This is a genomic window from Caldimonas sp. KR1-144 (assembly GCF_049446155.1).
GTDB lineage: Bacteria > Pseudomonadota > Gammaproteobacteria > Burkholderiales > Burkholderiaceae_C > Rivibacter.
The window spans coordinates 215,810-238,530 of record NZ_JBMSEE010000010.1 but is presented as its reverse complement, the minus strand read 5'-3'; the positions used below and the strand labels follow the sequence as shown (position 1 = coordinate 238,530).

Here is a 22,721-nt window from a genome sequence, read left to right as displayed (position 1 = left end):
GACGAACACGCAAGGGAGTTGCCGATGAGCCGCGTGCTGGTGGTGGAAGACGAATCCGCGATCGCGGAGCTGATCTCGATCAACCTGCGCCACGCCGGCTACGAGGTCACGCTGGCCGCCAGTGCCGACGCCGCGCAGCTCGAGGTCGACCGCGTGCTACCCGACCTCGTGATCCTCGACTGGATGCTGCCCGGCCAGAGCGGCCTGGCGCTGGCCAAGCGCTGGCGCGGCGAGTCGCGCACGCGTGAACTGCCGATCATCATGCTGACCGCGCGCGCCGACGAGGGCGACAAGGTCAGCGGCCTGGATGCCGGCGCCGACGACTACCTCACCAAGCCGTTCTCGACGCAGGAACTGATGGCGCGCATCCGTGCGGTGCTGCGCCGCCGCGCGCCCGAGGCGCTGGACAGCGCGGTCGAGCTGGGCCCACTGCGGCTCGACCCGGCGACGCGGCGCGTCTCGCGCGGCGAGCTGGACATCAAGGTGGGGCCGACCGAGTTCCGGCTGCTGCACTTCCTGATGACGCATCCCGAGCGCGTGCATTCGCGCGCGCAGCTGCTCGATCGGGTGTGGGGCGACCACGTCTTCATCGAGGAGCGCACGGTCGACGTGCATGTCAAGCGCTTGCGCGAAGCGCTGGCGCCCTCGGGTTGCGCCGCGATGATCGAAACCGTGCGCGGCGCGGGCTACCGCCTCACGCAGCAGTCGGCTGCACTGCAGGCCTGACGCGGCGCGCGCCGCAGCCTGGACACGGAGCGCGCGTGCAGGACCACCCCATGGCTTGGCTCCTGCCGCGACTGATCGCCGGCCTGGTGGCCCTGCTGGTCGGCGGCGCCTTGGGCTATCTGATCGGCAGCCCGGTGCATGCGCCGGTGCTGAGCATGCTGCTGGGCGGCGGTTGCGCGGTCGGCGTGGTGGCAGCGCTCGACACGCTGCGCGGCGTGCGGCTGATCGCCTGGCTGCGCGGCCCGCAGGACGAAAGCGCGCCGCGCGACGCCGGCTTCTGGGGCGAGATCGGCTACCGCGTCGAGCGTGCGATCCGGCTGCGCGAGCAGGGCGCGGCACACGAGAAGACGCGGCTGGCGCAGTTCCTCGCCGCCATCGAGGCGTCGCCGAACGGCGTGATGCTGCTCGACGCGAACGAGCAGATCGAGTGGTGCAACTCGGTCGCGGCGGATCACTTCGGGCTCGACCCGCAGCGCGACCGCCTGCAGCGCGTCACCAACCTCGTGCGCGCGCCGTCCTTCGTCAGCCATCTGCAGTCGCAGCGCTACGACGACGCGGTGGTGTTCCGCGGGCCGCGCGGCGACGCCACGCTGTCGGTGCTGGTGCGCGCCTATGGCGACGGCCAGCGCCTGGTGCTGTCGCAGGACATCACCGAACGCGAGCGCGCCGACGCGATGCGCAGGGACTTCGTGGCCAACGTCTCGCACGAGATCCGCACGCCGCTGACGGTGGTGGCGGGTTTCATCGAGACCTTGTCCAACCTGCCGCTGACCGACGTCGAGCGCAAGCGCGTGCTGTCGCTGATGTCGCAGCAGACGCAGCGCATGCAGAACCTGGTGGCCGACCTCCTGACGCTGGCCCAGCTGGAGGGCAGCCCGCGGCCGACGGTCGATCGCTGGGTGTCGGTCGGCCGCATGCTGGCGCACGTGTCGGGCGACGCGCGCTCGCTGTCGCAAGGCCGGCACGAGATCGTCGCGGCCACGGTCGACGACGCGGTGCAGATCGCCGGCGCCGAGAGCGAACTGCTCAGCGCGCTGGCCAACCTGGTCAACAACGCCGTGCGCTACACGCCCGACGGCGGACGCATCGAGATCGGCTGGCGACTGTGCCCCGACGGCAGCGGCGAGTTCTCCGTGCGCGACACGGGCATGGGCATTGCGCGCGAGCACTTGCCGCGCCTGACCGAGCGCTTCTACCGAGTCGACGGCAGCCGTTCGCGTGAGACAGGCGGCACCGGGCTTGGCCTGTCGATCGTCAAGCACGTGGTGCAGCGCCATGGCGCGGTGCTCGACATCGCCAGCGAGCCGGGCAAGGGCTCGACGTTTCGCATCGTTTTTCCGGCCGCGCGCGTTCGTTTCCTCGAACCGGCGCCGGATCCGCGCCGTCAGCTCGAGGCGACTTCGGCCGAGGCCGCTGCCGACACGCGCTGAAGCAGAACCAGCAGCACGCTGCCGACGACCACCAGCGCCAGCGAGTTCGCGGCCCAGAACGCCAGCGCACCCGAGAGCGCGGCCGGCCAGAACGACGGCGGCGCGAACGCCAGCCAAGCGCCGCCGCCGATACCCAGCCCCCACATCGCGAGGCAGTAGGCGACGGCCGGCAGCAGCGCGATGCGCCAGGCGCGCAGCGCGAACGAGGCGACGCACTGGATCGCGTCGAACACGTGCGTCGCGCCGACCAGCAGCATCAGCGGCGCGGCGATCGCGAGCACCTGGGCGTCCGTGCTGTAGAGGCCGGTCAGCGGCCGGCGCAGCAGGGCCATCGCGATGCTGAGCGTCGCGGCGATCGCGATGGCCAGCGCCAGGCCCTGGCGGCAGCTGCGGCGCGCCAGCGCCGGATCGCCTGCGCCAATGGCCTGCGCGGCCTGCGCGCCGGTGGCGATGGCGATCGACAACGGCAGCATGTAGCACACGCTCGCGATGTTCATCGCGATCTGGTGGGCGGCCAGCGCCGGCGTGCCGACGCGTGCGATGAAGATCGCCATCATCGCGAAGCCGGTCACCTCGAAGAAGGTCGCGGCGCCGGCCGGCAAGCCCAGGCGCAGCAGCTCGCCGAGCAGGTCGCGCCGGGGCGCCTGCCAGTCCTCGAACAGGCGCAGATGGCGGTAGCTTGCGTGGCGCGCGAGCATCGCGAAGCCGATCAGCGCCAGCAGGCTCATGACGATCAGTGTCGCCATGCCGCAGCCTTCGACGCCCATCGGCTCGACGCCCAGCCCGCCGTTGATCAGCCACAGGTTCAGCACGATCTTCAGGCCCAGACCGACGATCTGCACCGCGGTGACGAACCAGGGCCGCGACAAGCCCTGGTTGAACGAGCCGTAGACGCGGAACAGCAGGCCGGGGATCAGCGCCCAGGCGAGCCAGCCCAGGTAGTCGCGCGCGCGCTCGACGACGGCAGGCTCGGCCTGCGACAGCGTCAGCAGCGGCTGCGGCCAACCCAGCAGCAGCGCGCCCGGAACGGCGAGCAGCAGCGCGAGCCAGCTGCCTTGCTGGAAGCTGCGGCGCACGCCTTCGTCGTTGCCGGCGCCGAAGTGGTGGCCGACGACCGGGATCAGCGCCTGCACCACGCCGGTCAGGCCGATGTAGACGCTGACGTAGATCGACGCGCCGATCGACAGCGCAGCGAGGTCGACCGCGCCGTGGCGACCGGCGAGCACGGCGTCGGCAATGCCGAAGCCGATCACCGCGAGCTGGCCGATCAGCACCGAGGCCGCGTGGCGCGCAATGACCGACAGCGGCGCCCAGCGGGCGCCGGGCGCAAGGCTTGCGCGCCTCACTGCGGCGCGCCGCTCGTGCGCCGGTAGATCGCGATCTCGTCGACGCGGTCGGTCGGCCGGCGCTCGCGCGCGACGATCTGCCAGCCGCTGCGTGCGGCCGCACTGCGCAGCGGTACCTCGGCGAGCAGGAACTCGCAGCGCCCACTGTCGCGCCCGGCTTCGACGCGCCAGCCGCCGTGAACCTCGAGCGCGGCGACGAGGCCGCGGTCTTGCTGCGGCGCGGCGACGCAGGCATCGCGCGGCACGTGCTGGGCGATGCGCTCGATCACCGGCCGCCAGCTGCGCGCGTAGTCCAGCGGCTGCATCAGCAGCGTCATCGCCAGCAGCCAGCCGAGCGCGACACCGCCGGCCGGCAGCACCAGGCTCTTCCACAGCGGATGGCGGTGGCGGCCGGTGCGCCAGCGCACGAGCAGCGCCCAGGCCACCGTGCCCGCCAGCGCGACGGCCAGGGGTTCCCATTCGAAGCGGCTCACGAATCCGGGCGCGAGCCGCGCGACGTTGGCGGCGGGCTTGGCTGGCAATCCGGTCTGCAGCGACGCGTAGATGATCCAGATCCAGATCGCGGCGAGGCTGAAGAAGAACACCGAGAACCAGTCGATCGCCGCGGTGACGCTGCGCTGCAGCGTGGGCAGCGCAAAGGCCGCCAGTACCGCCAGCGGCGGCAAGGCGAGCAGCAAGGCGCGGTCGGAGCCGCCCATCGCAATGCTGGTGACGATGCCGACGGCCGCGGTCGCCGCCGGCGCCGCGATGTGGCGGTGCGCCAGGTGCGAACGCCAGCGCCACAGCGTCCAGGACGCCAGTGCCCAGGCCGGCCAGGCGAACCACACGAACAGCTGGACGACCTGGCCGGCGGCGCGCGGCGACTGCAGCCGCCAGGCCCAGGTGTCGGTGACCCAGCCGATGGCCGCGGCCAGCACGCCCGCGACGACGATCCAGGGCACGAAGCTGCGTGCGCGTGCGTAGCTCGAGCGCAGGTTGATCACCGTGCCAGCCACCGCAAGGCCGGCCGCGACGGCCGGCGCGCCACTGGCGGCAACCAGTGGCAGCGCGATCAGCATCGCGCTGCGTGCGCGGTGCGTGTGCCACGGGCTCACCGCCATCGCGTAGAGGAACAGCGTCGCTCCGAACAGCTGCGCCAGCTCGGGGGTCGTCTCGTGGCCCAACTGCAGCAGCCCCAGCGAGGCGATCAGCGCGAGCAGGGCGCCGTCGGCGATCGCGCGGGCGTAGTCGACCGGGTGCGCCTCGCCGCCGAATGCAAAGGCTGCCGGCTGGGCGGCTTCGGTGCGCGCGAGGTAGTAGCAGCTGTACCAAAGCCCGATCAGCACGCCGACCAGCAGCAGCGCGAACGGCATGCGCGCGGCGAATGGCGCACCGAACAGCGGACCGAACACCTTGATGAAACCGGCGCCCAGCGCATAAGGCAGCAACGCGCCGTCGCTCGGCAGGCCGCCCAGCGCTGGTGCCCACCACGGGCTCGCGCCGCGCGCGACGCTGGCCATGTAGCCGAACGAGGTCACGTCGGCATTGCGCCATGGGTCGCGGCCGAACAGACCCGGCAGCACGTAGGCCGCGCAAAACAGCAGCAACGCCAGGCGGGGCAGACGCGTGACGGCGCGCTGCGTGACGAGGGCAGGGGTCGGCGGCGTGTTCACCGGCGCATCATGCAAGAAGCGTGGATCGAAGGGCAGCAGCCGCGCTCGCCCGCGGGCGAAACACGGCCGCAACGAAAGAGGCGGGAACAAAAAAGGGCAGCCTGTGCTGCCCTTCTTGCGGATCGCGCGCGATCACTTCTTGAGGTGCGCGAACTTGTTGCGGAACTTCTCGACGCGACCGCCGAGGTTGTCCACGCTCTTTTGCGTGCCGGTGTAGAACGGGTGCGACTCGCTGGTGGTCTCCAGCTTGAACAGCGGCAGCTCGCGGCCGTCGTCGGCCTTGCCGGTTTCCTTGGTCTGAGCGCACGAGCGCGTAACGAACTTGAACCCGTTCGACAGGTCCACGAACAGCACGTCGCGGTAGTTGGGGTGGATGCCTTCTTTCATGTGTCCTCGCTGGGTTCTGCTCGGGAGCCACGCGACCCTGTGTCGCGCACTTTCCGAAGGTGCGGGAAAGCTGAGCATTATAGCCGAGCCATCCCGCGGCCCCTGGCGGGGCCCCCGGCCACGGATCAGCCGCCTCTTCGCATCATGTCGAAGAAGTCGAGGTTGGTCTTGGTGGCCTTCATCTTGTCGAGGATGAACTCCATCGCCTCGATCTCGTCCATCGGGTAGAGCAGCTTGCGCAGGATCCAGGTCTTTTGCAGGATCTCCGGCTTGAGCAGCAGCTCCTCGCGGCGCGTGCCCGACTTGTTGATCAGGATCGAGGGGTAGACGCGCTTCTCGGCCATGCGGCGATCCAGGTGGATCTCGCAGTTGCCGGTGCCCTTGAACTCCTCGTAGATGACCTCGTCCATGCGGCTGCCGGTGTCGATCAGCGCGGTGCCGATGATGGTCAGCGAGCCGCCTTCCTCGATGTTGCGTGCCGCGCCGAAGAAGCGCTTCGGACGCTGCAGCGCGTTGGCGTCGACGCCGCCGGTGAGCACCTTGCCCGAGCTGGGCAGCACGTTGTTGTAGGCGCGTGCGAGGCGGGTGATCGAGTCGAGCAGAATCACCACGTCCTTCTTGAGCTCGACCAGACGCTTGGCGCGCTCGATCACCATTTCGGCGACCTGCACGTGGCGTGCGGCCGGCTCGTCGAAGGTGGAGCTGATGACCTCGCCGCGCACGGTGCGCTGCATCTCGGTCACTTCTTCCGGGCGCTCGTCGACCAGCAGCACGATCAGGTGCGCGTCGGGATGATTGGCGACGATCGCGTGGGCGAGCTGCGTCATCATCACCGTCTTGCCGCTCTTGGGCGGCGCGACCAGCAGCGCCCGCTGGCCTTTGCCGATCGGCGCGATGAGGTCGATGATGCGGCTGGTGATGTTCTCGTCCGACTTGGTCGAGATGTCACGTTCGAGCTTGAACTGTTCCTTCGGGAACAGCGGCGTCAAGTTCTCGAACATGATCTTTTGCTTGTTCTGCTCCGGCGTGATCCCATTGACGAGATCCACCTTCACCAGCGCGAAGTAGCGTTCGCCGTCCTTGGGGACGCGCACCTCGCCTTCGATCATGTCGCCGGTGTGCAGGTTGAAGCGGCGGATCTGGCTCGGCGACAGGTAGATGTCGTCCGTCGAGGCCAGGTAGCTCGTGTCGAGCGAGCGCAGAAAGCCGAAGCCGTCGGGCAGCACTTCGAGCACGCCGTCGCCGAAAACCTGTTCGCCGGCCTTGGCGCGCTTCTTCATGATCGCGAACATCAGCTCCTGCTTGCGCATGCGGGAGGCGTTCTCGATCTCCAGCGCGTCGCCCATCTGGACGAGCTCGGTGATATGCAGAGTCTTGAGTTCGGATAGATGCATCGAGGCACCTCGGTGCTGGCGCCGTGTGGCGCGTCCCGGTCGCCCGCTGACCCTGATGGGGTCACTGCGCCTGGCGACGAGAGAACTGGAGTCGGTGGGGAAGGGGCCGAAACCGGGCGCGCTGGCTGGGTAGCCCGGGCGCGGTGGCCATCAGACGCGGCCCGCTCGCATCACGAGCAGGGCCGCGTTGGGGAGGAATTATAGGTGGCCGTCGAGGAAGGCCGTCAACTGCGCCTTGCTCAGCGCGCCGACCTTGGTCGCGGCGAGCTGGCCGCCCTTGAACAGCATCAGCGTCGGGATGCCGCGGATACCGAACTTGGCCGGCACGTCACGGTTCTCGTCGACGTTCATCTTGGCGATCTGCAGCTTGCCCTGGTAGTCGCTCGCGACGTCGTCGAGGATCGGCGCGATCATCTTGCAGGGGCCGCACCACTCGGCCCAGTAATCCACCAGCACCGGGGTGCCGGAGTTGAGCACATCGCTTTCGAACGATGCATCGGAAACGTGCTTGATCAGGTCGCTGGCCATGGGCTTGTCCTTCGTGGGCCTCAGTCTGGTCGACCGGCACAATGGCCGCATCAACCTCTCAAAATTCTGACACAAGGTAGCGGTGCGCCGGCTCGCTGCAAGCCCTGACGCCGCTATGGGTGCCATAGAAGCTCGATCCCGACCCTTGTCCCGTTCGCCATTGCCGCACTTGTCGCCACCTTTGTCCCTGCTCGCGCTGCCGCCGTCGCTGGACGCCGACGCCCTGTGGAGCCTCATCGTGGAGGCCGTGGCCACGCACGCGCGGCAGCACGGCGCCGACCTGCGCGACTGCCTCGTGCTGCTGCCCCAGGCGACCCTGCTGCCGCAGGCCCAGGCGGCCTGGCAGCGTCATGCCACAGGGCAGGGCTGGTCGCCGCGCTTCGAGACGACGCAAACGCTCGCCGAGCGGATCGCGCCGGCCCCCCGGGCGCCGGCCGCCGCGCTGCGCTTCGACGCGGCCAGCGACCGTCTGCAGGCCGCGGCCTTCCTGCGCGAGGCGCGCCCCGACTGGTCGCGCCACGACCCGCAGGGCCACGCGCTCGCGGTCGCGCGGATCACGGCCAGTGCCCAGGCGCTGGCACGTGCGCGCCTGGCGCAGCGACCCGAGCGGCGAGCGGCCTGGCTTGCACAGGCGCGCGCGCTGCTCGCGCCGGCCGACGGCCCCGACGGCTTCGAGCGCTCGCTGGCCCGGCTGGCGCTCGAGTGGTCGCTGCAGGCGCATGCGCCTGGCGATGCGGGCCTGTGGCCGCATGTCGCTGGCGCAGGCGCCCTGGTCGTGGTCGATGCCGGCACGCGCGACCCGTTGCCGGCCGCGCTGGCCGAGCATGCCGCCGAAGCCGGCGTGCCGACGCTGCGCATCGACGCTGCGCTGGCAATCGCCGACGCGACGCAGGCGCCCGCCCGGGTCGAACTGGCCGTCGCCCGCGACGCCGAGGACGAGGCCCAGTGCTGCGCCGCCTTGTTGCTGCGCGCACTCGAGGCGAACGCCACGCCGATCGCCCTGATCGCGCAGGACCGCGGCCTGGTGCGGCGCGTGCGGGCGCTGCTCGAGCGGCGCGGCGTCGCGCTGCGCGACGAGACCGGCTGGCGCCTGAGCACCACGCGCGCCGGCGCAACCGTCGCCGGCTGGCTGCGCGCGGCGCTTGCGCCGCAGGGGCCGGCCGACGCATGGCTGGAGGCACTGAAGTCGTCTCCCATGCCATGGCCCGGTGCCGACGAGATCGAGGCCTGGCTGCGTCGCCGCGGCGTGACCCGCCTGGGCGCGCTCGGTGGTGCCGCCTTCGACGGCGCGGCGGCCCAGGCATGGGACCGCTGGCAGCAGGCGCAAGCGCCGTTTCCCGTGGCCGGCCGGCGCAGCGCCGCCGCGTGGCTGGACGCATTGCACGGCCTGCTCGATCGTGCCGGCCAAGCCGAGGCGCTGGCCGCCGACGCGGCCGGCGCGCAGGTGTTCGCCACGCTGCGCCTGGGGCCGGCATGGGCCGGCGCGCGCGCCGCGCTGCCGGCCGCGCCGCTGTCGGCGCACGAGTTCACCGGATGGGTCGATGACGTGCTGGAGCACACCGAATTCCGCCCGGCGGCCGCACAGGACGCGGCGATCGTCGTCACCCCGCTGGCGCGTGCGGCGCTGCGCCCGTTCGCGCTCGTGGTCTGCCCTGGCGCCGATGCCGTGCGCCTGGGCGCCGCGCCGGCGCCGGACCCGCTGCTGGGCGATGCCGTCGCGGCCGCGCTCGGCCTGCCCGATGTCGCGAGCCGTCGCGATGCCGAGACCGCGGCCTTCGCGCAGATGCTGCGCGCCGAGCGTGTCGTGCTGCTGCGCCGCGAGGCCGACGGCGAGGAGCAACTGCCGGCCAGCCCCTTGTGGCGTCGGCTCGAACGCGCGTTGGCCGGACACGCCGGTGTGGCCGCGCAGCCGCGCGAGGCGCGCCTGCTCGACGCGCAACCGGTCGAGCGGCCGGCGCCGTCGGCGCCGGCCCTGGTGCCGACACGCCTGTCGGCCAGCGGCGCCGAGGCGCTGCGCAGCTGTCCCTACCGCTACTTTGCGCTGCAGGCGCTGGGCCTTGCGGTGCGCGAGGAGCTTGACGACGAGCCCGATGCGCGCGACCACGGCACCTGGCTGCACGAGGTGCTGCAGCGCTTCCATGCGGCTCGACCCGAACCCGTCAGTGATGCCGCTGCCGATCTCGCCGCGCTGCATCGGGCGGCCGATGCAGCGCTGGCCACGCTGGCGCGCGACGACGCCGATTTCCTGCCGTTCCACACCTCGTTCGCGTTGGTCGCGCCGCGCTATGTTGCGTGGTTGCACGAGGCCGAGGCGCAGGGCTGGCGCGCGCAGCACACGGAGCTGCCGCTCGAAGCCGCGCTGCCGGTGCAAGACGGCGAGCCGGCGACCCTGCTGCATGGCCGGCTCGACCGCGTCGACCTCAACGCGAACGGCGGACCGCGCTGGCGCATCGTCGACTACAAGACCGGCAGCACGCAGCGGCTGAAGGAGCGCGTTCGGCACCCGCTCGAGGACACGCAGCTCGCGTTCTACGCGGCCCTGCTGATGGCCGACCGCACGCTGGATGCCGATGCGATCGAGGCCGGCTACCTCGCGCTCGACGACCGCCATGAACTGCCGTGGATTGCGCACGAGGGGGTCGGCGCCAGCGCGCAGGCGCTGGCCGACGGACTGGCGGTGGAGCTTGCCCGTCTGCGTGCCGGAGCGCCGATGCCGGCACTCGGCGAAGGCCAGGACTGCGAGCACTGCGACGCGCGCGGCCTGTGCCGGCGCGATCACTGGGCCGGCGCAGCGGCGCCGGCCAGCGGGGGCGAGTCATGACGGTGCAGGCCGCCTACCGCGTCGATGGCCGCCAGGTCGAGCCGGCGGCGTTCTATCGCGTCGCCTGCGACCCGTCGCGCAGCGTCGTCGTCGAGGCCTGCGCGGGTGCCGGCAAGACCTGGATGCTGGTATCGCGCATCGTGCGCGCACTGCTCGACGGCGCGAAGCCGCAGGAGATCCTCGCGATCACCTTCACGCGCAAGGCCGCTGGAGAAATGCGCCAGCGCCTCGACAGCTGGCTGGCGCAGTTCGCCGCGGCCTCGCCCGAAAGGCGCATCGAGGAACTGGTGCTGCGCGGCTGTTCGGCGGCGGACGCGCGCGCGCTCGAGCCGCGCCTTGCCCGCCTGGAGGGCGAGCTGCTCGACTGCGCGCGCAGCGTCGACATCCGCACCTTCCACGGCTGGTTCGGGCAGCTGCTGCGCGGCGCGCCCGCCTCGCTGCTCGAACCGCTGGGCCTGGTGTCCGAACCGCAGCTCGTCGAAGAGCTCGATGACCTCAAGCCCGCGCTGCTGCGCGACTTCTGGCGCGCCGTCGCGGCCGACGCGGCACTGCGCGACGCCTATGCCGCGCTCGTCGCGCGCCATGGCCGGCGCATCGTCGCCGACTGGCTCGACGCCGCGCTCGCCCAGCGCGTCGAGTTCGAGCGCGCCGACGCGGCCGGCGCGGTCGACGCGAGCGTGCCGCCGGCCGCCGAACACTGGCCGCCGCTGGCGGCCTGGCCGACGCCGTGCGACGCGCTGCGCGATCCGGTGCTGCAGGCACCGCTGGCCGCGCTGGCCGTCGCGCTCGGCGTCGAGAAGAACAAGCGCCCGCGCGACACCGCCGCGGCGATCGAGGCCGCACTCGGCGCGCTGCAGGCCGGCGGCGAGGCGGCCGCGGCGTTCGATGCGCTGTGGTCCGCGCTGCACACCAAGGACGACACGTTGCGCGCCCATCTCGCAGGGCCGCTGTCCGAAGCGGCGGCGCAGGTGCTGGCGCAGTTGCGCCTTGCGCGCGACCAGCAAGCCGCGCACGAGGACCACGTCGCGATGGCGCGACTGGCGCGCGCGCTGCTGGCCTGCTGGCGCGAGCTCAAGCGTGCGCGGGGCCTGGCCGACATGGCCGACCTCGAGGTCGCCGCCGAACAGCTGCTCGCCGATGCGCCGCTGGCCGGCTGGGTGCTCGAGCGGCTCGACGCGCGCGTGCGCCACCTGCTCGTCGACGAGTTCCAGGACACCAGCCCGCTGCAGTGGCGCACGCTGTCGTCGTGGCTGGCCGGCTATGCCGGCGCCGGCGGCGGCGCGAGCGGCCAGCGGCCCTTGTCGGTCTTCATCGTCGGCGACCCCAAGCAAAGCATCTATCGTTTCCGCCGCGCCGACCCGCGCGTGTTCGCGGCGGCCGGCGATTTCGTCGTCGGCGCGCTGGACGGTGCCCACCTGGCCTGCGACCACACGCGGCGCAACGCCCCGGCGGTGATCGACGTGCTCAACCGCGTGTTCGATGCCGCGCAGGTGGCAGGCGAGTTCGACGGCTTTCGTGCCCACACGACGGCCAGCGCGGCGCACGGCCGTGTCGCGCTGCTCGCGCCGGTGGACCGCGCCGAGCGCGCGCCGCGGCGCGAGGCGCAGACCACCTGGCGCGACAGCCTCACGCAGCCGCGCGACGAGGCCGAGGTCGCGCACCGCATGGTCGAGGCGCGGCGCGTGGCCGCCGCGATCGGCCGGCGGCTGCAGGCCGGCTTGCACCCGGGCGAGGTGATGGTGCTGGCGCGCAAGCGCGCGGCGCTCGCGCTGGTGGCGCAGGCGCTGCGAGAGCTGGGCGTGCCCTGCGTGGTGCCGGAGGAGCGCGAGCTGATGGCCTGTGTCGAGGTGCGCGATCTGGTCGCGCTGCTCGACGCGCTGGTCTCGCCGGCGCATGCGCTGTCGCTCGCGCAGGCGCTGCGCAGTCCCTTGTTCGGCATCGACGATGCGACGCTCGCCGCGCTGGCGCCGCGCGCCCGCGCGCTGGGCTGGTGGCAGGCGGTCACGGCCGGCGAGGCCTGGCCGCTGCCGCCGGACCAGGCGGCGGCGCTGGCGCGCGCCGCGCGCTTGCTGATCGCCTGGCGCGAGGCTGCGCGCTGGCTGCCGCCGCACGACCTGCTGGACCGCATCGTGGGCGAGGGCGAGCTGCGCGAGCGCGTCGCGCAGGCGGTGCCGGCGGCCCAGCGCGAGACGGCGCTGGAGGCGATCGACGCGCTGCTGGAGCAGTCGCTGTCGCTCGACGGGGGCCGGCTGCTCACGCCCTACGGCTTCGTGCGCGCCCTCAAGCGCCGGCGCCTGCTGCTGCCGCGCCGCCCGCGCGGCGACGCGGTGCAGCTGCTCACGGTGCACGGCGCCAAGGGGCTGGAAGCGCAGGTGGTGTTCCTGGTCGACGCGCTGCCGCAGCGCCCGCAAGGCGATCTCGCGAGCCTGCTGGTGGACTGGCCGCCGCATGCGCAGGCGCCGGCCTGCCTGGCCTTTCTCGCGTCGGCGCGGCGTTGTCCGCCCTCGCTGCGGCCGGCCTACGAGGCCGAACTCGCGGCGCGCTCGCGCGAGGAACTCAATGCGCTCTATGTCGCGATGACGCGCGCCGAGCACGAGCTGGTGCTCAGCGCGACCGAGCCCTACGCCGCCGCGCCGGGCAAGGCGCCGTGGCAGCGTCTGGCCGACGCGGGCGTCGCGCTCGAGGAGGCGGGCGACGAGGGCGCGTCGCCGTCGCCGCGCGAGGCGACGCGTTTCGAGCTGCTCGAACTGCCGCGCCTGTCAGCGCCGCCGGTGGTGGCGGCCCCGGTCGAAGCGGACGCCGGTTCGGCCGCGGCCGAGCTGGGTCGTGCCCTGCATCGCGTGCTGGAGTGGCTGCCCGCGCCGAATGAACTCGATGACGCCTGCCAGGCCGCCGCCGAGCAGCACGCGCTCGACGACCTCGCGCGCCAGACGCTGGCGCAAGCCGCGCGGCGCGTGCTCGAAAGCCCGCAGCTGCGCCGCTGGTTCGACCCCGAAGGCATCGCCTGGGCCGCCAACGAATTGCCGCTGCTGTGGCAAGGCGCCTGGCTGCGGCTGGACCGGCTCGTCGCGCTGCACACGCCGCAGGGCCGCGAATGGTGGGTGCTGGACCACAAGCTGCATCCGGCGCCGCAGACGCAGCCGGCATTGCGTGCGCAGCTGGCGCGCTACCGCGACGCGGTGCGCGCGCTGCAGCCGGGCGAACGCGTGCGCGCGGCCTTCATCACCGCCGAGGGGCAAGCGGTCGAGCTGACCGACGACTGAGCCACGCTCAGCAAAGTGCGTCGGCGGCCGCCAGCCCCGAGCGCACCGCGCCCTCGATCGTGGCCGGGTAAGGACCTTCGACGTGGTCGCCGCAGGCCAGCAGGCGCGCAGCGATCGCCATCGGCGCGCGCGCCAGGCCGGGGGTGCAGAGAAAGGTCGCGCGCTTCTCGACGAAGCTGCGCAGCAGCGCGGGCGGGCCGTCGAGCCAGTCGGCGACCTGGCTCGCCACCTGCGCCTGCACCGCCGCCGCGGTGGCATCCAGTCCGCGCTCGACCCACGGTGCCGCGCCGCTGATCACCGCGGCGAGCACGCCCTGCGCGCCGGGTTCGCGCGCCGGGTCGCGCAGCTGGCCGAGATCGAACAGGAACTGCGCGGGCGCTTCGGGGCCGTCGTCCAGCGCGACCATCGGGGCGGGCAGGTGAACGGCTTCGGCCTGCAACAGCACGGTGACGATCGGCTCGTGGCGCAGGTCGGCGGCGCGGCGCGACCAATCGGGCGCAATCGACGCGGCCAAGCGGGCCGACTCGCCTGCGGCCGCGGCGAGCAGCACGGCATCGAAGTCATCGCCGTCGAGCGCCCAGCCCTGGCCCTGGCGATCGATCGCGTGCACGCGTTGCGACAGGCGCAGCGTCGCGCCGCGCTCGCGCAGCCGCGCGCTCGCGGCATCCGGCAGCAGCGCGCCGAGGTCGACGCGCGGCAACAGCAGGTCCGAGGCGCCGCGGCCCGCGAACAGCGCGTCGCGCAGCACGCGCAGGAAGACCTGCGCGCTGGCAGTCTCGGCCGGTGTGTTCAGTGCCGCGACGCACAGCGGATCGATCAGCCGCCGGCGCAGCGTCGCGGGCAGGTCTTGCGTCAACCGCGCCACGGTCCAGGCCGGGTCGCAGCGAAAGCCGCGCACGAGCCAACCGCCGGCGCAGGTGAGCAAGGCCCAGCGCTCGCGCACCGACCAGCCGCGGGCGGCCAACGCGCCGCGCGCGAACGCAACGAGCGCCGGCCCCGGCGGCAGCGCGAGCCCGTGGCCGCGCGCGTCCAGCAGCGTCAGCGGGCGGCGTTGCAGCACGGCGCGCTCGTCGATGCCGAGCTCCTTCATCAGGCCCAGCGTCGCGCTGTAGGCGCCGATCATGATGTGCTGGCCGTTGTCGAGCGCGAGGCCGGCGCGCGGCGAGGCGCCCTCGGGCAGCCGGCGCGCACGCCCGCCCACGGCGGGTGCCATCTCGAACACGGTGACCGCATGGCCGCGCGTGGTGGCGCGCCACGCGGCGGCCAGGCCGGCCCAACCCGCGCCGACCACCGCGACCCGCAAGGCCTTGCTCACCGTTCCTGCCAGTTCGTCTTCCAGGCCAGCCACAGTTTGCGCAACGGGGTCAGGCTCACGCGCTGGTGCAGCACCTGGAAGCCGCCGCGCTCGATCTCGTCGAGCAGCTTGCGGTAGATCGCGGCCATCATCAGGCCGGGGCGCTGGGCGCGGCGCTCGTCGGCCGGCAGCAGGGCCAGGGCCTCGTCGTAGCAGGCGCGCGCGCGCTCGGCCTGGAAACGCATCAGCGCGGTGAAGCGTTCGCTGTAGCCCCAGGGCGGCTCGCGCTTGAGCAGCTCATGGGCCTTGACGTCGAAGCGCTGCAGCTCGTTGACCGGCAGGTAGATGCGCCCGCGCCGTGCGTCGTCGCCGACATCGCGAATGATGTTGGTGAGCTGGAACGCGCGCCCGAGCCTGTGCGCGTAGGCGCGCGTCGCGTCGGACAGCGGCCGCTCGGACGTGGCGCCAAAGATGCTGGCCGCGACCTCGCCGACCACTCCGGCAACCAGGTGGCAGTAGCCGAGCAGCGCGGCCTCGTCGAGGTAGCGGTTCTGGCGCAGGTCCATTTCGCAGCCCTCGAGCACCTGCAGCAGGTGCTCGGCCCGGATGCCGAACGCCGCGACGTGCGGCATCAGGGCCTTCGTCACCGGATGCTGCGGCAGGCCGGCGAAGGCGCCTTGCACCTCCGCGCGCCACCAGGCGAGCTTGGTCGCCGCGACGCCTGGGTCATGGACCTCGTCGACCACGTCGTCGATTTCGCGGCAGTAGGCATAGAACGCGGTGATCGCGGCGCGCCGCTGCGGCGGCAGGAACATGAAGGCGTAGTAGAAGCTTGAGCCGCTGGCGGCGGCCTTCTCCTGCACGTACTGTTCCGGAGTCATCGATGTCGGTGTTGTCGTTGGGCGATGCGCGGCGGATTGTCGTTGCAAATCGTTGGCCCCCACGCTTGCGGCTGCGCCGCTGCGCTGCCCCCCCGAGGGGGCTGGCCGGCCTTGGGGCGGCCCGGCGGCCGGCCGGGGCGGACTACCAATGCATCGTCAGCACGCGCCAGGCCAGCAGGGGCAGATCGCGCCGGGCCAGCGCGGGGCGCCGCGAGAGCGTGGTGTGGTCGAGCGCGGCGATCTTGTCGAGGATCGCCAGTCCGCCTTGCACGACACCGCGCAATTCCCAGCCGATGCGCCCAGGCAGGTCCAGCGCGAGCGATGCGCCGGAGTTCATGAGCTGGCGTGCCCAGTCGCACTGCTGCGCAACGAGCGCCTGCGTCGCGGGCGTATCGAAGCCCGCGGCCAGCGTGGCCTGATCGACGCCGTGCGCGGCCATCGCGTCCTGCGGCAGGTAGCAGCGCCCGCGCGGCAGGTCGACGCTCAGGTCCTGCCAGAAATTGATCAGCTGCAAGGCCGTGCAGATGGCGTCGGAGCGCGCGAGCGACGGCGCCGCGGTCGCCTCGGGTGCGCGCTTGCGGTACAGGTGCAGCAGCAGCCGCCCGACCGGATTGGCCGAGCGCGCGCAGTAGTGCAGCAGCTCGCCGCGGTCGGCGTAGCGATGCTTGACGACGTCCTGCTCGAAGGCGTCGAGCAGAGCTTCGAGCAGCGGCACGGGCAGCTCGTGGCGCTGGATCGCGCGCGCCAGCGGCGCGAACACCGCGCGCCAGCGCGGCGAGGGCGCTTCGCTGGCGGCGGCGCGCCGCAGCTCGGCGCGGTAGGCGGCGAGGTCGGCCTGGCGCTGGGCCGGCGCCGCATCGCCCTCGTCGGCGATGTCGTCGGCCGTGCGCGCGAACCAGTAGATCGCCGCGACCGCCGGGCGCAGCTCGGCCGGGCACAGGATCGACGCGACCGGGAAGTTCTCGTAGTGATCGACGCTCATGATGGCGGCGCGCATTGTCGTTGCGCCGGTCCTGCCGCAACGCGTTGACGCGCCGGAAGCGCGCGAATACATTACTGACCGGTTAGTCAGTTACTGATTCAGGTGCCCCGAATGCCGTTGTCCGATCCTTTCGCTCGCGCGCGCTCTCTCGCCTGGTGGCTGCCCGCCATGGCCGCCGTGGCCGTGCTGGCGGCTTGTTCCAAGGCCGCACCGGCGCCCGAACCGGTTCGCGCCGTGCGCACCCAGACGATCGCGGCCGATTCCGCCGGCGCGACGCACGAGTACGCCGCCGAGGTGCGCGCACGCGTCGAGTCGCGGCTGGGCTTTCGCGTCGCCGGCAAGGTGGCGCGCCGCAACGTCGATCTCGGCGACGCGGTGAAGGCGGGGCAGGTGCTGGCGCAGATCGATCCGCAGGACCTGCGGCTGGGCCAGGAGTCGGCGCAGGCCGCGCTGGCAGCGGCACAAGCCAACTTCGTGCAGGCGCGGGCTGATTTCCAGCGCTACCAGGAACTGCGCGCGCAGGGCTTCATCGGCGCGGCCGAGCTCGAGCGCCGCGAGACGACGCTCAAGTCGGCACAGGCGACGCTGGACCAGGCCAAGGCGCAGGCGGCGGTGCAGGGCAACCAGGCCGCGTACTCGGCGCTGGTTGCCGATGCGCCCGGCGTCATCACCGCGGTCGAGGCCGAGCCGGGCCAGGTGGTCGCTGCCGGCACGCCGATCGTGCGGCTCGCGCACGACGGCCCGCGTGACGTGGTCTTCTCGGTGCCCGAGGACAAGCAGGCGCTGGTGCGCCCGCTCGAGGGCAAGCCGGGTGCGCTGCGCGTGCGGCTGTGGGGCAGCGACACGGTGCTGCCGGCCACGGTGCGAGAAGTCGCGGCCGCGGCCGATGCGACGACGCGCACCTTCCTCGTCAAGGCCGATCTGGGCCGCGTCGACGTCAAGCTCGGCCAGACCGCCACGGTGCTGCTCGACGCGCCGCGCGTGGACGGCGTGATCAAGCTGCCGCTGGCCGCGGTGTTCGAGCACCAGGGGCAAAGCGCCGTCTGGCGGCTCGATCCGCAGCAGATGACGGTGCAGCCGCAGCCGGTGAAGGTGGTGGGGGCCGAAGGCAACCTCGCGCTCGTCGCCGCCGGCATCGCGCCGGGGCAGGAGATCGTGACCGCCGGCGTGCATGTGCTGACGCCGGGCCAGCCCGTCAAGCGCTACGGCGTCGCCGCGGCGGGGCCGGCTGCGGCCGCTTCGGCTCACTGACCGCGAAGGGCTCCCATGGACGCCAAGGTGCACGATGTGCAGACCCAACTGCGCCCGCAATCCGGCGCGGCAGCGAACGACACGCCCAAGCGCTTCAACATCTCGCGCTGGGCGCTCGAACACCCCGAGCTGACGCGCTACCTGATGGTGGTGCTGATGGTGCTGGGCTTTGCGGCCTATTTCCAGCTCGGGCAGGACGAGGACCCGCCGTTCACGTTCCGCGCGATGGTCGTGCAGGCCTACTGGCCGGGCGCAAGCGCGCAGCAGATGGCCGAGCAGGTGACCGACAAGATCGAGCGCACGCTGCAGGAGGTGCCGTATGCCGACAAGATCCGCAGCTACACGAAGCCGGGTGAATCGCTGACGATCTTCCAGCTCAAGGACAGCTCGCCGCCCAAGGAGGTGGCCAACGTCTGGTACCTCACGCGCAAGAAGATCGGCGACATGCGCGGCCAGCTGCCGCAGGGCGTGCTGGGCCCGTTCTTCAACGACGAGTTCGGCGACGTCTACGGCTCGATCTATGCGCTGTCGGCCGACGGCTTCTCCGACGAGGAGCTGCGCCAGAAGGCCGAGGACGTGCGCTCGCGGCTGCTGCGCGTCAAGGACGTGGCCAAGGTCGAGCTGTTCGGCGTGCAGGCCGAGAAGGTCTTCGTCGAGATCTCACAAAAGCGCCTGGCCCAGCTGGGCATCGACCTCAACGCCGTGCTGGCGCAGCTGTCGGCGCAGAACGCGGTCGAAGGCGCGGGCATGCTCAACGTGGCCGGCCAGACGCTGCAGGTGCGCATCGGCGGCGTGTTCAAGTCGATCGACGAGCTGCGCGCGTTCCCGATCCGCGCGGTGAACCCGCAGACCGGCGCGGCCAGCAGCCTGCGCCTGGGCGACATCGCGCAGGTCACGCGTGCCTACGTCGATCCGCCGACGCTGAAGGTGCGCCACCAGGGCAAGAACGTCGTGGGCCTGGGCATTTCGATGGCCAAGGGCGGCGACATCATCGAGCTCGGCAAGCAGCTCCAGGCTGCGACCAGCCAGATCCAGTCGGAGCTGCCGGCGGGCATTGAGCTGGCGCAAATCCAGGACCAGCCGCAGGCGGTGTCGCGCTCGGTCGGCGAGTTCGTGCGCGTGCTGATCGAAGCGGTGGTGGTGGTGCTGGCGGTGAGCTTCATCAGCCTGGGCCTGCACACCAAGCCCACCGGCCTGCGCTTTCGCATCGACGTGTGGCCCGGCATGGTGGTGGCGATCACGATTCCGCTGGTGCTCGCGATCACCTTCGTGACCATGTACTACTGGGGCGTGGGGCTGCACAAGATCTCGCTGGGTGCCTTGATCATCGCGCTGGGCCTGCTGGTCGACGACGCCATCATTGCCGTCGAGATGATGGTTCGAAAACTCGAGGAGGGCTACGACAAGGCGCGCGCGGCCACCTTTGCCTACGAGATCACCGCGATGCCGATGCTCACCGGCACGCTGATCACTGCGGCGGGCTTCCTGCCGATCGGCCTGGCCAAGTCGGCGGTGGGCGAATACACGTTCGCGATCTTCGCGGTCACCACCGCGGCGCTGCTGATCTCGTGGCTGGTGTCGGTGTACTTCGTGCCTTACCTGGGCACGGTGCTGCTGCACACCAAGCCGCATGCGGTGAAGCCGGGCGAGGACCCGAGCCCGCACGAGCTGTTCGACACGCCGTTCTACCTGCGCTTTCGCGCGCTGGTGAACTGGTGCGTCGAGCACCGCTGGATCACGATCGGCGCGACGCTGCTGACCTTTGCCCTCGGCATCGTCGGCATGGGCCGAGTGCAGCAGCAGTTCTTCCCCGACTCCAGCCGGCCTGAGATCCTGGTCGACCTTTGGTTGCCCGAGGGCTCGAACTTCGAGGCCAGCGAGGAGGTGGCCAAGCGCTTCGAGGCGCGCATGATGAAGGAGCCCGGCGTGCAGAGCGTGAGCACCTGGGTGGGCTCGGGCGTGCCGCGCTTCTATCTGCCGCTGGACCAGGTGTTCCCGCAGACGAACGTCAGCCAGGCGATCCTGATCCCCAAGGACCTCGCGGTGCGCGAATCGCTGCGCCAGAAGCTGCCCGCGCTGCTGGCCGAGGAGTTCCCCGAGGTGCGCGGCCGCGTGAAGCTGCTGCCCAACGGCCCGCCGGTGCCGTATCCGGTTCAATTCCGCGTGGTGGGCGACGACGCCAAGGCCGTGCGCGCCTGGGCCGACCAGGCCAAGGAGATCCTGCGCGCGAATCCGAACATGCGCGGCGTCAACGACAACTGGAACGAGTCGGTCAAGGTGCTGCGCATGGAGATCGACCAGGACAAGGCGCGCGCGCTCGGCGTCACGAGCCAGGCGATCGCGCAGGCGTCACGCACCATCCTGTCGGGCACCACGGTCGGACAGTACCGCGAGGGCGACCGGCTGATCGACATCGTGCTCAGGCAGCCGGCCGACGAGCGCAACGCGATCACCGATCTGGGCAATGCCTATGTCCCGACCAGCAGCGGCCGCTCGATCCCATTGACGCAGATCGCCAAGATCAGCAACACGTGGGAGCCGGGCGTGCTGTGGCGGGAGGGCCGGCATTTCGCCGTCACCGTGCAGGGCGACGTGGTCGAGGGCATGCAGGGCGCAACGGTGACCGCGCAGGTGTGGCCCAAGCTGCAGGAACTGATGGCCCGCATGCCGGCCGGCTACACGATCCAGGTGGCCGGCGCGGTGGAGGAGAGCAGCAAAGGCCAGGGCTCGATCGCCGCCGGCGCGCCGCTGATGCTCTTCATCATGTTCACGCTGCTGATGCTGCAGCTGCACAGCTTCAGCCGCGCAATGCTGGTGTTCCTGACGGGACCGCTGGGCATCGCCGGCGTCGCCGCCGCGCTGCTGCTGCTGAACCGGCCGTTCGGCTTTGTCGCGCTGCTCGGCGTGATCGCGCTGACCGGCATGATCATGCGCAACTCGGTGATCCTGATCGACCAGATCGAGCACGATCGCCTGCGCGGCGTGCCGGCCTGGGATGCGATCGTCGATTCGGCGGTGCGGCGTTTCAGGCCGATCGTGCTCACCGCCGCGGCGGCGGTGCTGGCGATGATCCCGCTGTCGCGCAGCGTGTTCTGGGGCCCGATGGCGGTCGCGATCATGGGCGGCCTGATCGTTGCGACGGCGCTCACCTTGCTGGCGCTGCCGGCGATGTACGCGGCCTGGTTCCGCGTGAAGCGCGAACCCATGCTGGGAAGCGCCGCCGCGGCCGGTTAAAATCCCCGGCTCAGCGTACGCCACGGGGCGCCTGCGCTGCAGGATGCGAGAGCGTCATTGCAGCGACGGCACCCCGTTTCCATCCGCGCGGGTGGCGAAATTGGTAGACGCACCAGGTTTAGGTCCTGACGCCAGCGATGGTGTGCGGGTTCGAGTCCCGCCCCGCGCACCAGTCACAACAACGCAGCAAGAGTTCTCACCATGGCCGTCACTGTCGAAACCCTCGAAAAGCTCGAGCGCCGCATCACGCTGACCCTCTCGGCCGACGTCATCAAGAACGAGGTCGAGTCGCGCCTGAAGCGCCTCGCCAAGACCGTCAAGGCCGACGGCTTCCGCCCCGGCAAGGTGCCGATGAGCGTCGTCGCCCAGCGCTACGGCTACTCCGTGCAGTACGAGGTGATGAACGACAAGGTCGGCGAGGCCTTCAACAAGGCCGCCAACGAGGCCAAGGTCCGCGTCGCCGGCATGCCGCGCATCAGCGAGAAGGAGGGCGCGCCCGAGGGCCAGCTGGCCTTCGATGCGACCTTCGAGGTCTATCCGGAAGTCAAGATCGCCGACCTGTCGGGCGTCGAGGTCGAACGCGTCTCGAGCGAGGTCACCGAAGAGGCGATCGACAAGACGCTCGAGATCCTGCGCAAGCAGCGCCGCACCTTCGCGCAGCGCCCGGCCGCCGAGGGCGCCGCCGACGGCGATCGCGTGACGATCGACTTCGAGGGCAAGATCGACGGCACGCCGTTCGAGGGCGGCCGAGCGGAGGGCTTCCAGTTCATCCTGGGCGAAGGCCGCATGCTCGAGGCCTTCGAGAAGGCCGTGCGCGGCATGAAGGCCGGCGAGTCCAAGACCTTCCCGCTGCAGTTTCCCGAGGACTACCACGGCAAGGACGTGGCCGGCAAGGAAGCCGACTTCCTGGTGACGCTGAAGAAGGTCGAGCAGCAGAACCTGCCGGAAGTGAACGAGGCGTTCGCCAAGTCGCTGGGCATTGCCGACGCCACGATCGAAGGCCTGCGCGCGGACATCAAGAAGAACCTCGAGCGCGAGGTCAAGTTCCGGGTCGCGGCGCGCAACAAGGCGGCCGTGATGGAAGCGCTGGTCAAGGCGGCCGAGCTGGAACTGCCGAATGCGCTGGTGCAAAACGAGATCGGCCGCATGACCGAGCAGGCCCGCGCCGACCTGAAGCAGCGCGGCATCAAGGACGCCGACAACGCGCCGATCCCGGCCGAGGTGTTCCAGCCGCAAGCCGAGCGCCGCGTGCGCCTGGGCCTGGTGGTGGCCGAACTGGTGCGCGCCAACCAGCTGCAGGCCAAGCCGGAGCAGATCACCGGCCACATCGAGGAGCTCGCCCAGAGCTACGAGAAGCCCGACGACGTGAAGCGCTGGTACTTCGGCGACTCGCAGCGCCTGGCCGAGGTCGAGGCGGTGGTGATCGAGAACAACGTCGCCGAGTTCGTGCTCGGCAAGGCGAAGGTCTCCGACAAAGCTGTCGCGTTCGACGAGCTGATGCAGCAGGCCTGATCCGCCGGCCTGCCAGGGCC

General features: G+C 71.5%; 15 protein-coding genes and 1 tRNA gene. 8 read left to right on the top strand and 8 right to left on the bottom strand.

Annotation, left to right across the window (positions count from 1 at the left end):
* Positions 1-24 precede the first annotated feature (24 nt).
* Together phoB and phoR are read left to right on the top strand one after the other, a co-directional pair.
* The gene (gene phoB / locus ACO2TI_RS21080; protein ID WP_423287143.1) at positions 25-726 is read left to right on the top strand and encodes a phosphate regulon transcriptional regulator PhoB; all 702 of its coding nucleotides are present in this window, start codon (positions 25-27) and stop codon (positions 724-726) included.
* 50 nt (positions 727-776) lie between these two features.
* The gene (gene phoR / locus ACO2TI_RS21075; protein ID WP_423287142.1) at positions 777-2,156 is read left to right on the top strand and encodes a phosphate regulon sensor histidine kinase PhoR; all 1,380 of its coding nucleotides are present in this window, start codon (positions 777-779) and stop codon (positions 2,154-2,156) included.
* Here phoR and ACO2TI_RS21070 read toward each other — a convergent pair.
* The 5 genes from ACO2TI_RS21070 to trxA all read right to left on the bottom strand — a co-directional run bounded on the left by ACO2TI_RS21070 (position 2,111) and on the right by trxA (position 7,463).
* Positions 2,111-3,502 (bottom strand): MATE family efflux transporter, encoded by a 1,392-nt coding sequence (locus tag ACO2TI_RS21070; RefSeq protein ID WP_423287141.1) that lies wholly within the window; start codon positions 3,500-3,502, stop codon positions 2,111-2,113. The genes phoR and ACO2TI_RS21070 overlap by 46 nt on opposite strands.
* Entirely contained in the window at positions 3,499-5,154 is a 1,656-nt protein-coding gene (locus ACO2TI_RS21065; RefSeq protein WP_423287140.1) for a hypothetical protein, read from the bottom strand. Before ACO2TI_RS21065 ends, ACO2TI_RS21070 begins: the two co-directional genes overlap by 4 nt.
* A gap of 132 nt (positions 5,155-5,286) precedes the next feature.
* On the bottom strand, positions 5,287-5,541 hold the full coding sequence (locus ACO2TI_RS21060; RefSeq protein WP_423287139.1) for a type B 50S ribosomal protein L31: 255 nt from the start codon (positions 5,539-5,541) through the stop codon (positions 5,287-5,289).
* A gap of 125 nt (positions 5,542-5,666) precedes the next feature.
* Positions 5,667-6,935, bottom strand: coding sequence for a transcription termination factor Rho (rho, locus tag ACO2TI_RS21055; RefSeq protein ID WP_423287138.1), 1,269 nt, complete (start codon positions 6,933-6,935; stop codon positions 5,667-5,669).
* A gap of 198 nt (positions 6,936-7,133) precedes the next feature.
* Positions 7,134-7,463 carry a thioredoxin TrxA gene (gene trxA, locus ACO2TI_RS21050; protein WP_423287137.1) on the bottom strand — a complete coding sequence of 110 codons (330 nt, stop codon included), beginning with the start codon at positions 7,461-7,463 and terminating at the stop codon, positions 7,134-7,136.
* Between the two features lie 181 nt (positions 7,464-7,644).
* Between trxA and ACO2TI_RS21045 the strand changes: the two genes are divergently transcribed.
* Together ACO2TI_RS21045 and ACO2TI_RS21040 are read left to right on the top strand one after the other, a co-directional pair.
* The gene (locus ACO2TI_RS21045; protein WP_423287136.1) at positions 7,645-10,284 is read left to right on the top strand and encodes a PD-(D/E)XK nuclease family protein; all 2,640 of its coding nucleotides are present in this window, start codon (positions 7,645-7,647) and stop codon (positions 10,282-10,284) included.
* Positions 10,281-13,547 (top strand): UvrD-helicase domain-containing protein, encoded by a 3,267-nt coding sequence (locus tag ACO2TI_RS21040; protein ID WP_423287135.1) that lies wholly within the window; start codon positions 10,281-10,283, stop codon positions 13,545-13,547. The genes ACO2TI_RS21045 and ACO2TI_RS21040 overlap by 4 nt, the downstream gene beginning before the upstream one ends.
* 7 nt (positions 13,548-13,554) lie before the next feature.
* On the opposite strand, the gene hpnE is transcribed toward ACO2TI_RS21040, so the two are convergent.
* From hpnE to hpnC, 3 genes are all read right to left on the bottom strand, one after another.
* On the bottom strand, positions 13,555-14,862 hold the full coding sequence (hpnE, locus tag ACO2TI_RS21035) for a hydroxysqualene dehydroxylase HpnE (RefSeq protein WP_423287134.1): 1,308 nt from the start codon (positions 14,860-14,862) through the stop codon (positions 13,555-13,557).
* The gene (hpnD, locus tag ACO2TI_RS21030; protein WP_423287133.1) at positions 14,859-15,722 is read right to left on the bottom strand and encodes a presqualene diphosphate synthase HpnD; all 864 of its coding nucleotides are present in this window, start codon (positions 15,720-15,722) and stop codon (positions 14,859-14,861) included. Before hpnD ends, hpnE begins: the two co-directional genes overlap by 4 nt.
* A gap of 142 nt (positions 15,723-15,864) precedes the next feature.
* Positions 15,865-16,704, bottom strand: coding sequence for a squalene synthase HpnC (hpnC, locus tag ACO2TI_RS21025; protein ID WP_423287132.1), 840 nt, complete (start codon positions 16,702-16,704; stop codon positions 15,865-15,867).
* A 168-nt stretch (positions 16,705-16,872) separates the two neighbouring features.
* Here hpnC and ACO2TI_RS21020 point away from each other — a divergent pair, with 168 nt between their 5' ends.
* From ACO2TI_RS21020 to tig, 4 genes are all read left to right on the top strand, one after another.
* Complete coding sequence (locus ACO2TI_RS21020; RefSeq protein WP_423287131.1) at positions 16,873-17,955, top strand: efflux RND transporter periplasmic adaptor subunit; 1,083 nt, start codon at positions 16,873-16,875, stop codon at positions 17,953-17,955.
* A 15-nt stretch (positions 17,956-17,970) separates the two neighbouring features.
* Entirely contained in the window at positions 17,971-21,189 is a 3,219-nt protein-coding gene (locus tag ACO2TI_RS21015) for an efflux RND transporter permease subunit (protein ID WP_423287130.1), read from the top strand.
* Between the two features lie 85 nt (positions 21,190-21,274).
* A tRNA-Leu gene (locus ACO2TI_RS21010) sits at positions 21,275-21,361 on the top strand.
* A gap of 29 nt (positions 21,362-21,390) precedes the next feature.
* Positions 21,391-22,701 carry a trigger factor gene (gene tig, locus ACO2TI_RS21005; RefSeq protein WP_423287129.1) on the top strand — a complete coding sequence of 437 codons (1,311 nt, stop codon included), beginning with the start codon at positions 21,391-21,393 and terminating at the stop codon, positions 22,699-22,701.
* Positions 22,702-22,721 lie beyond the last annotated feature (20 nt).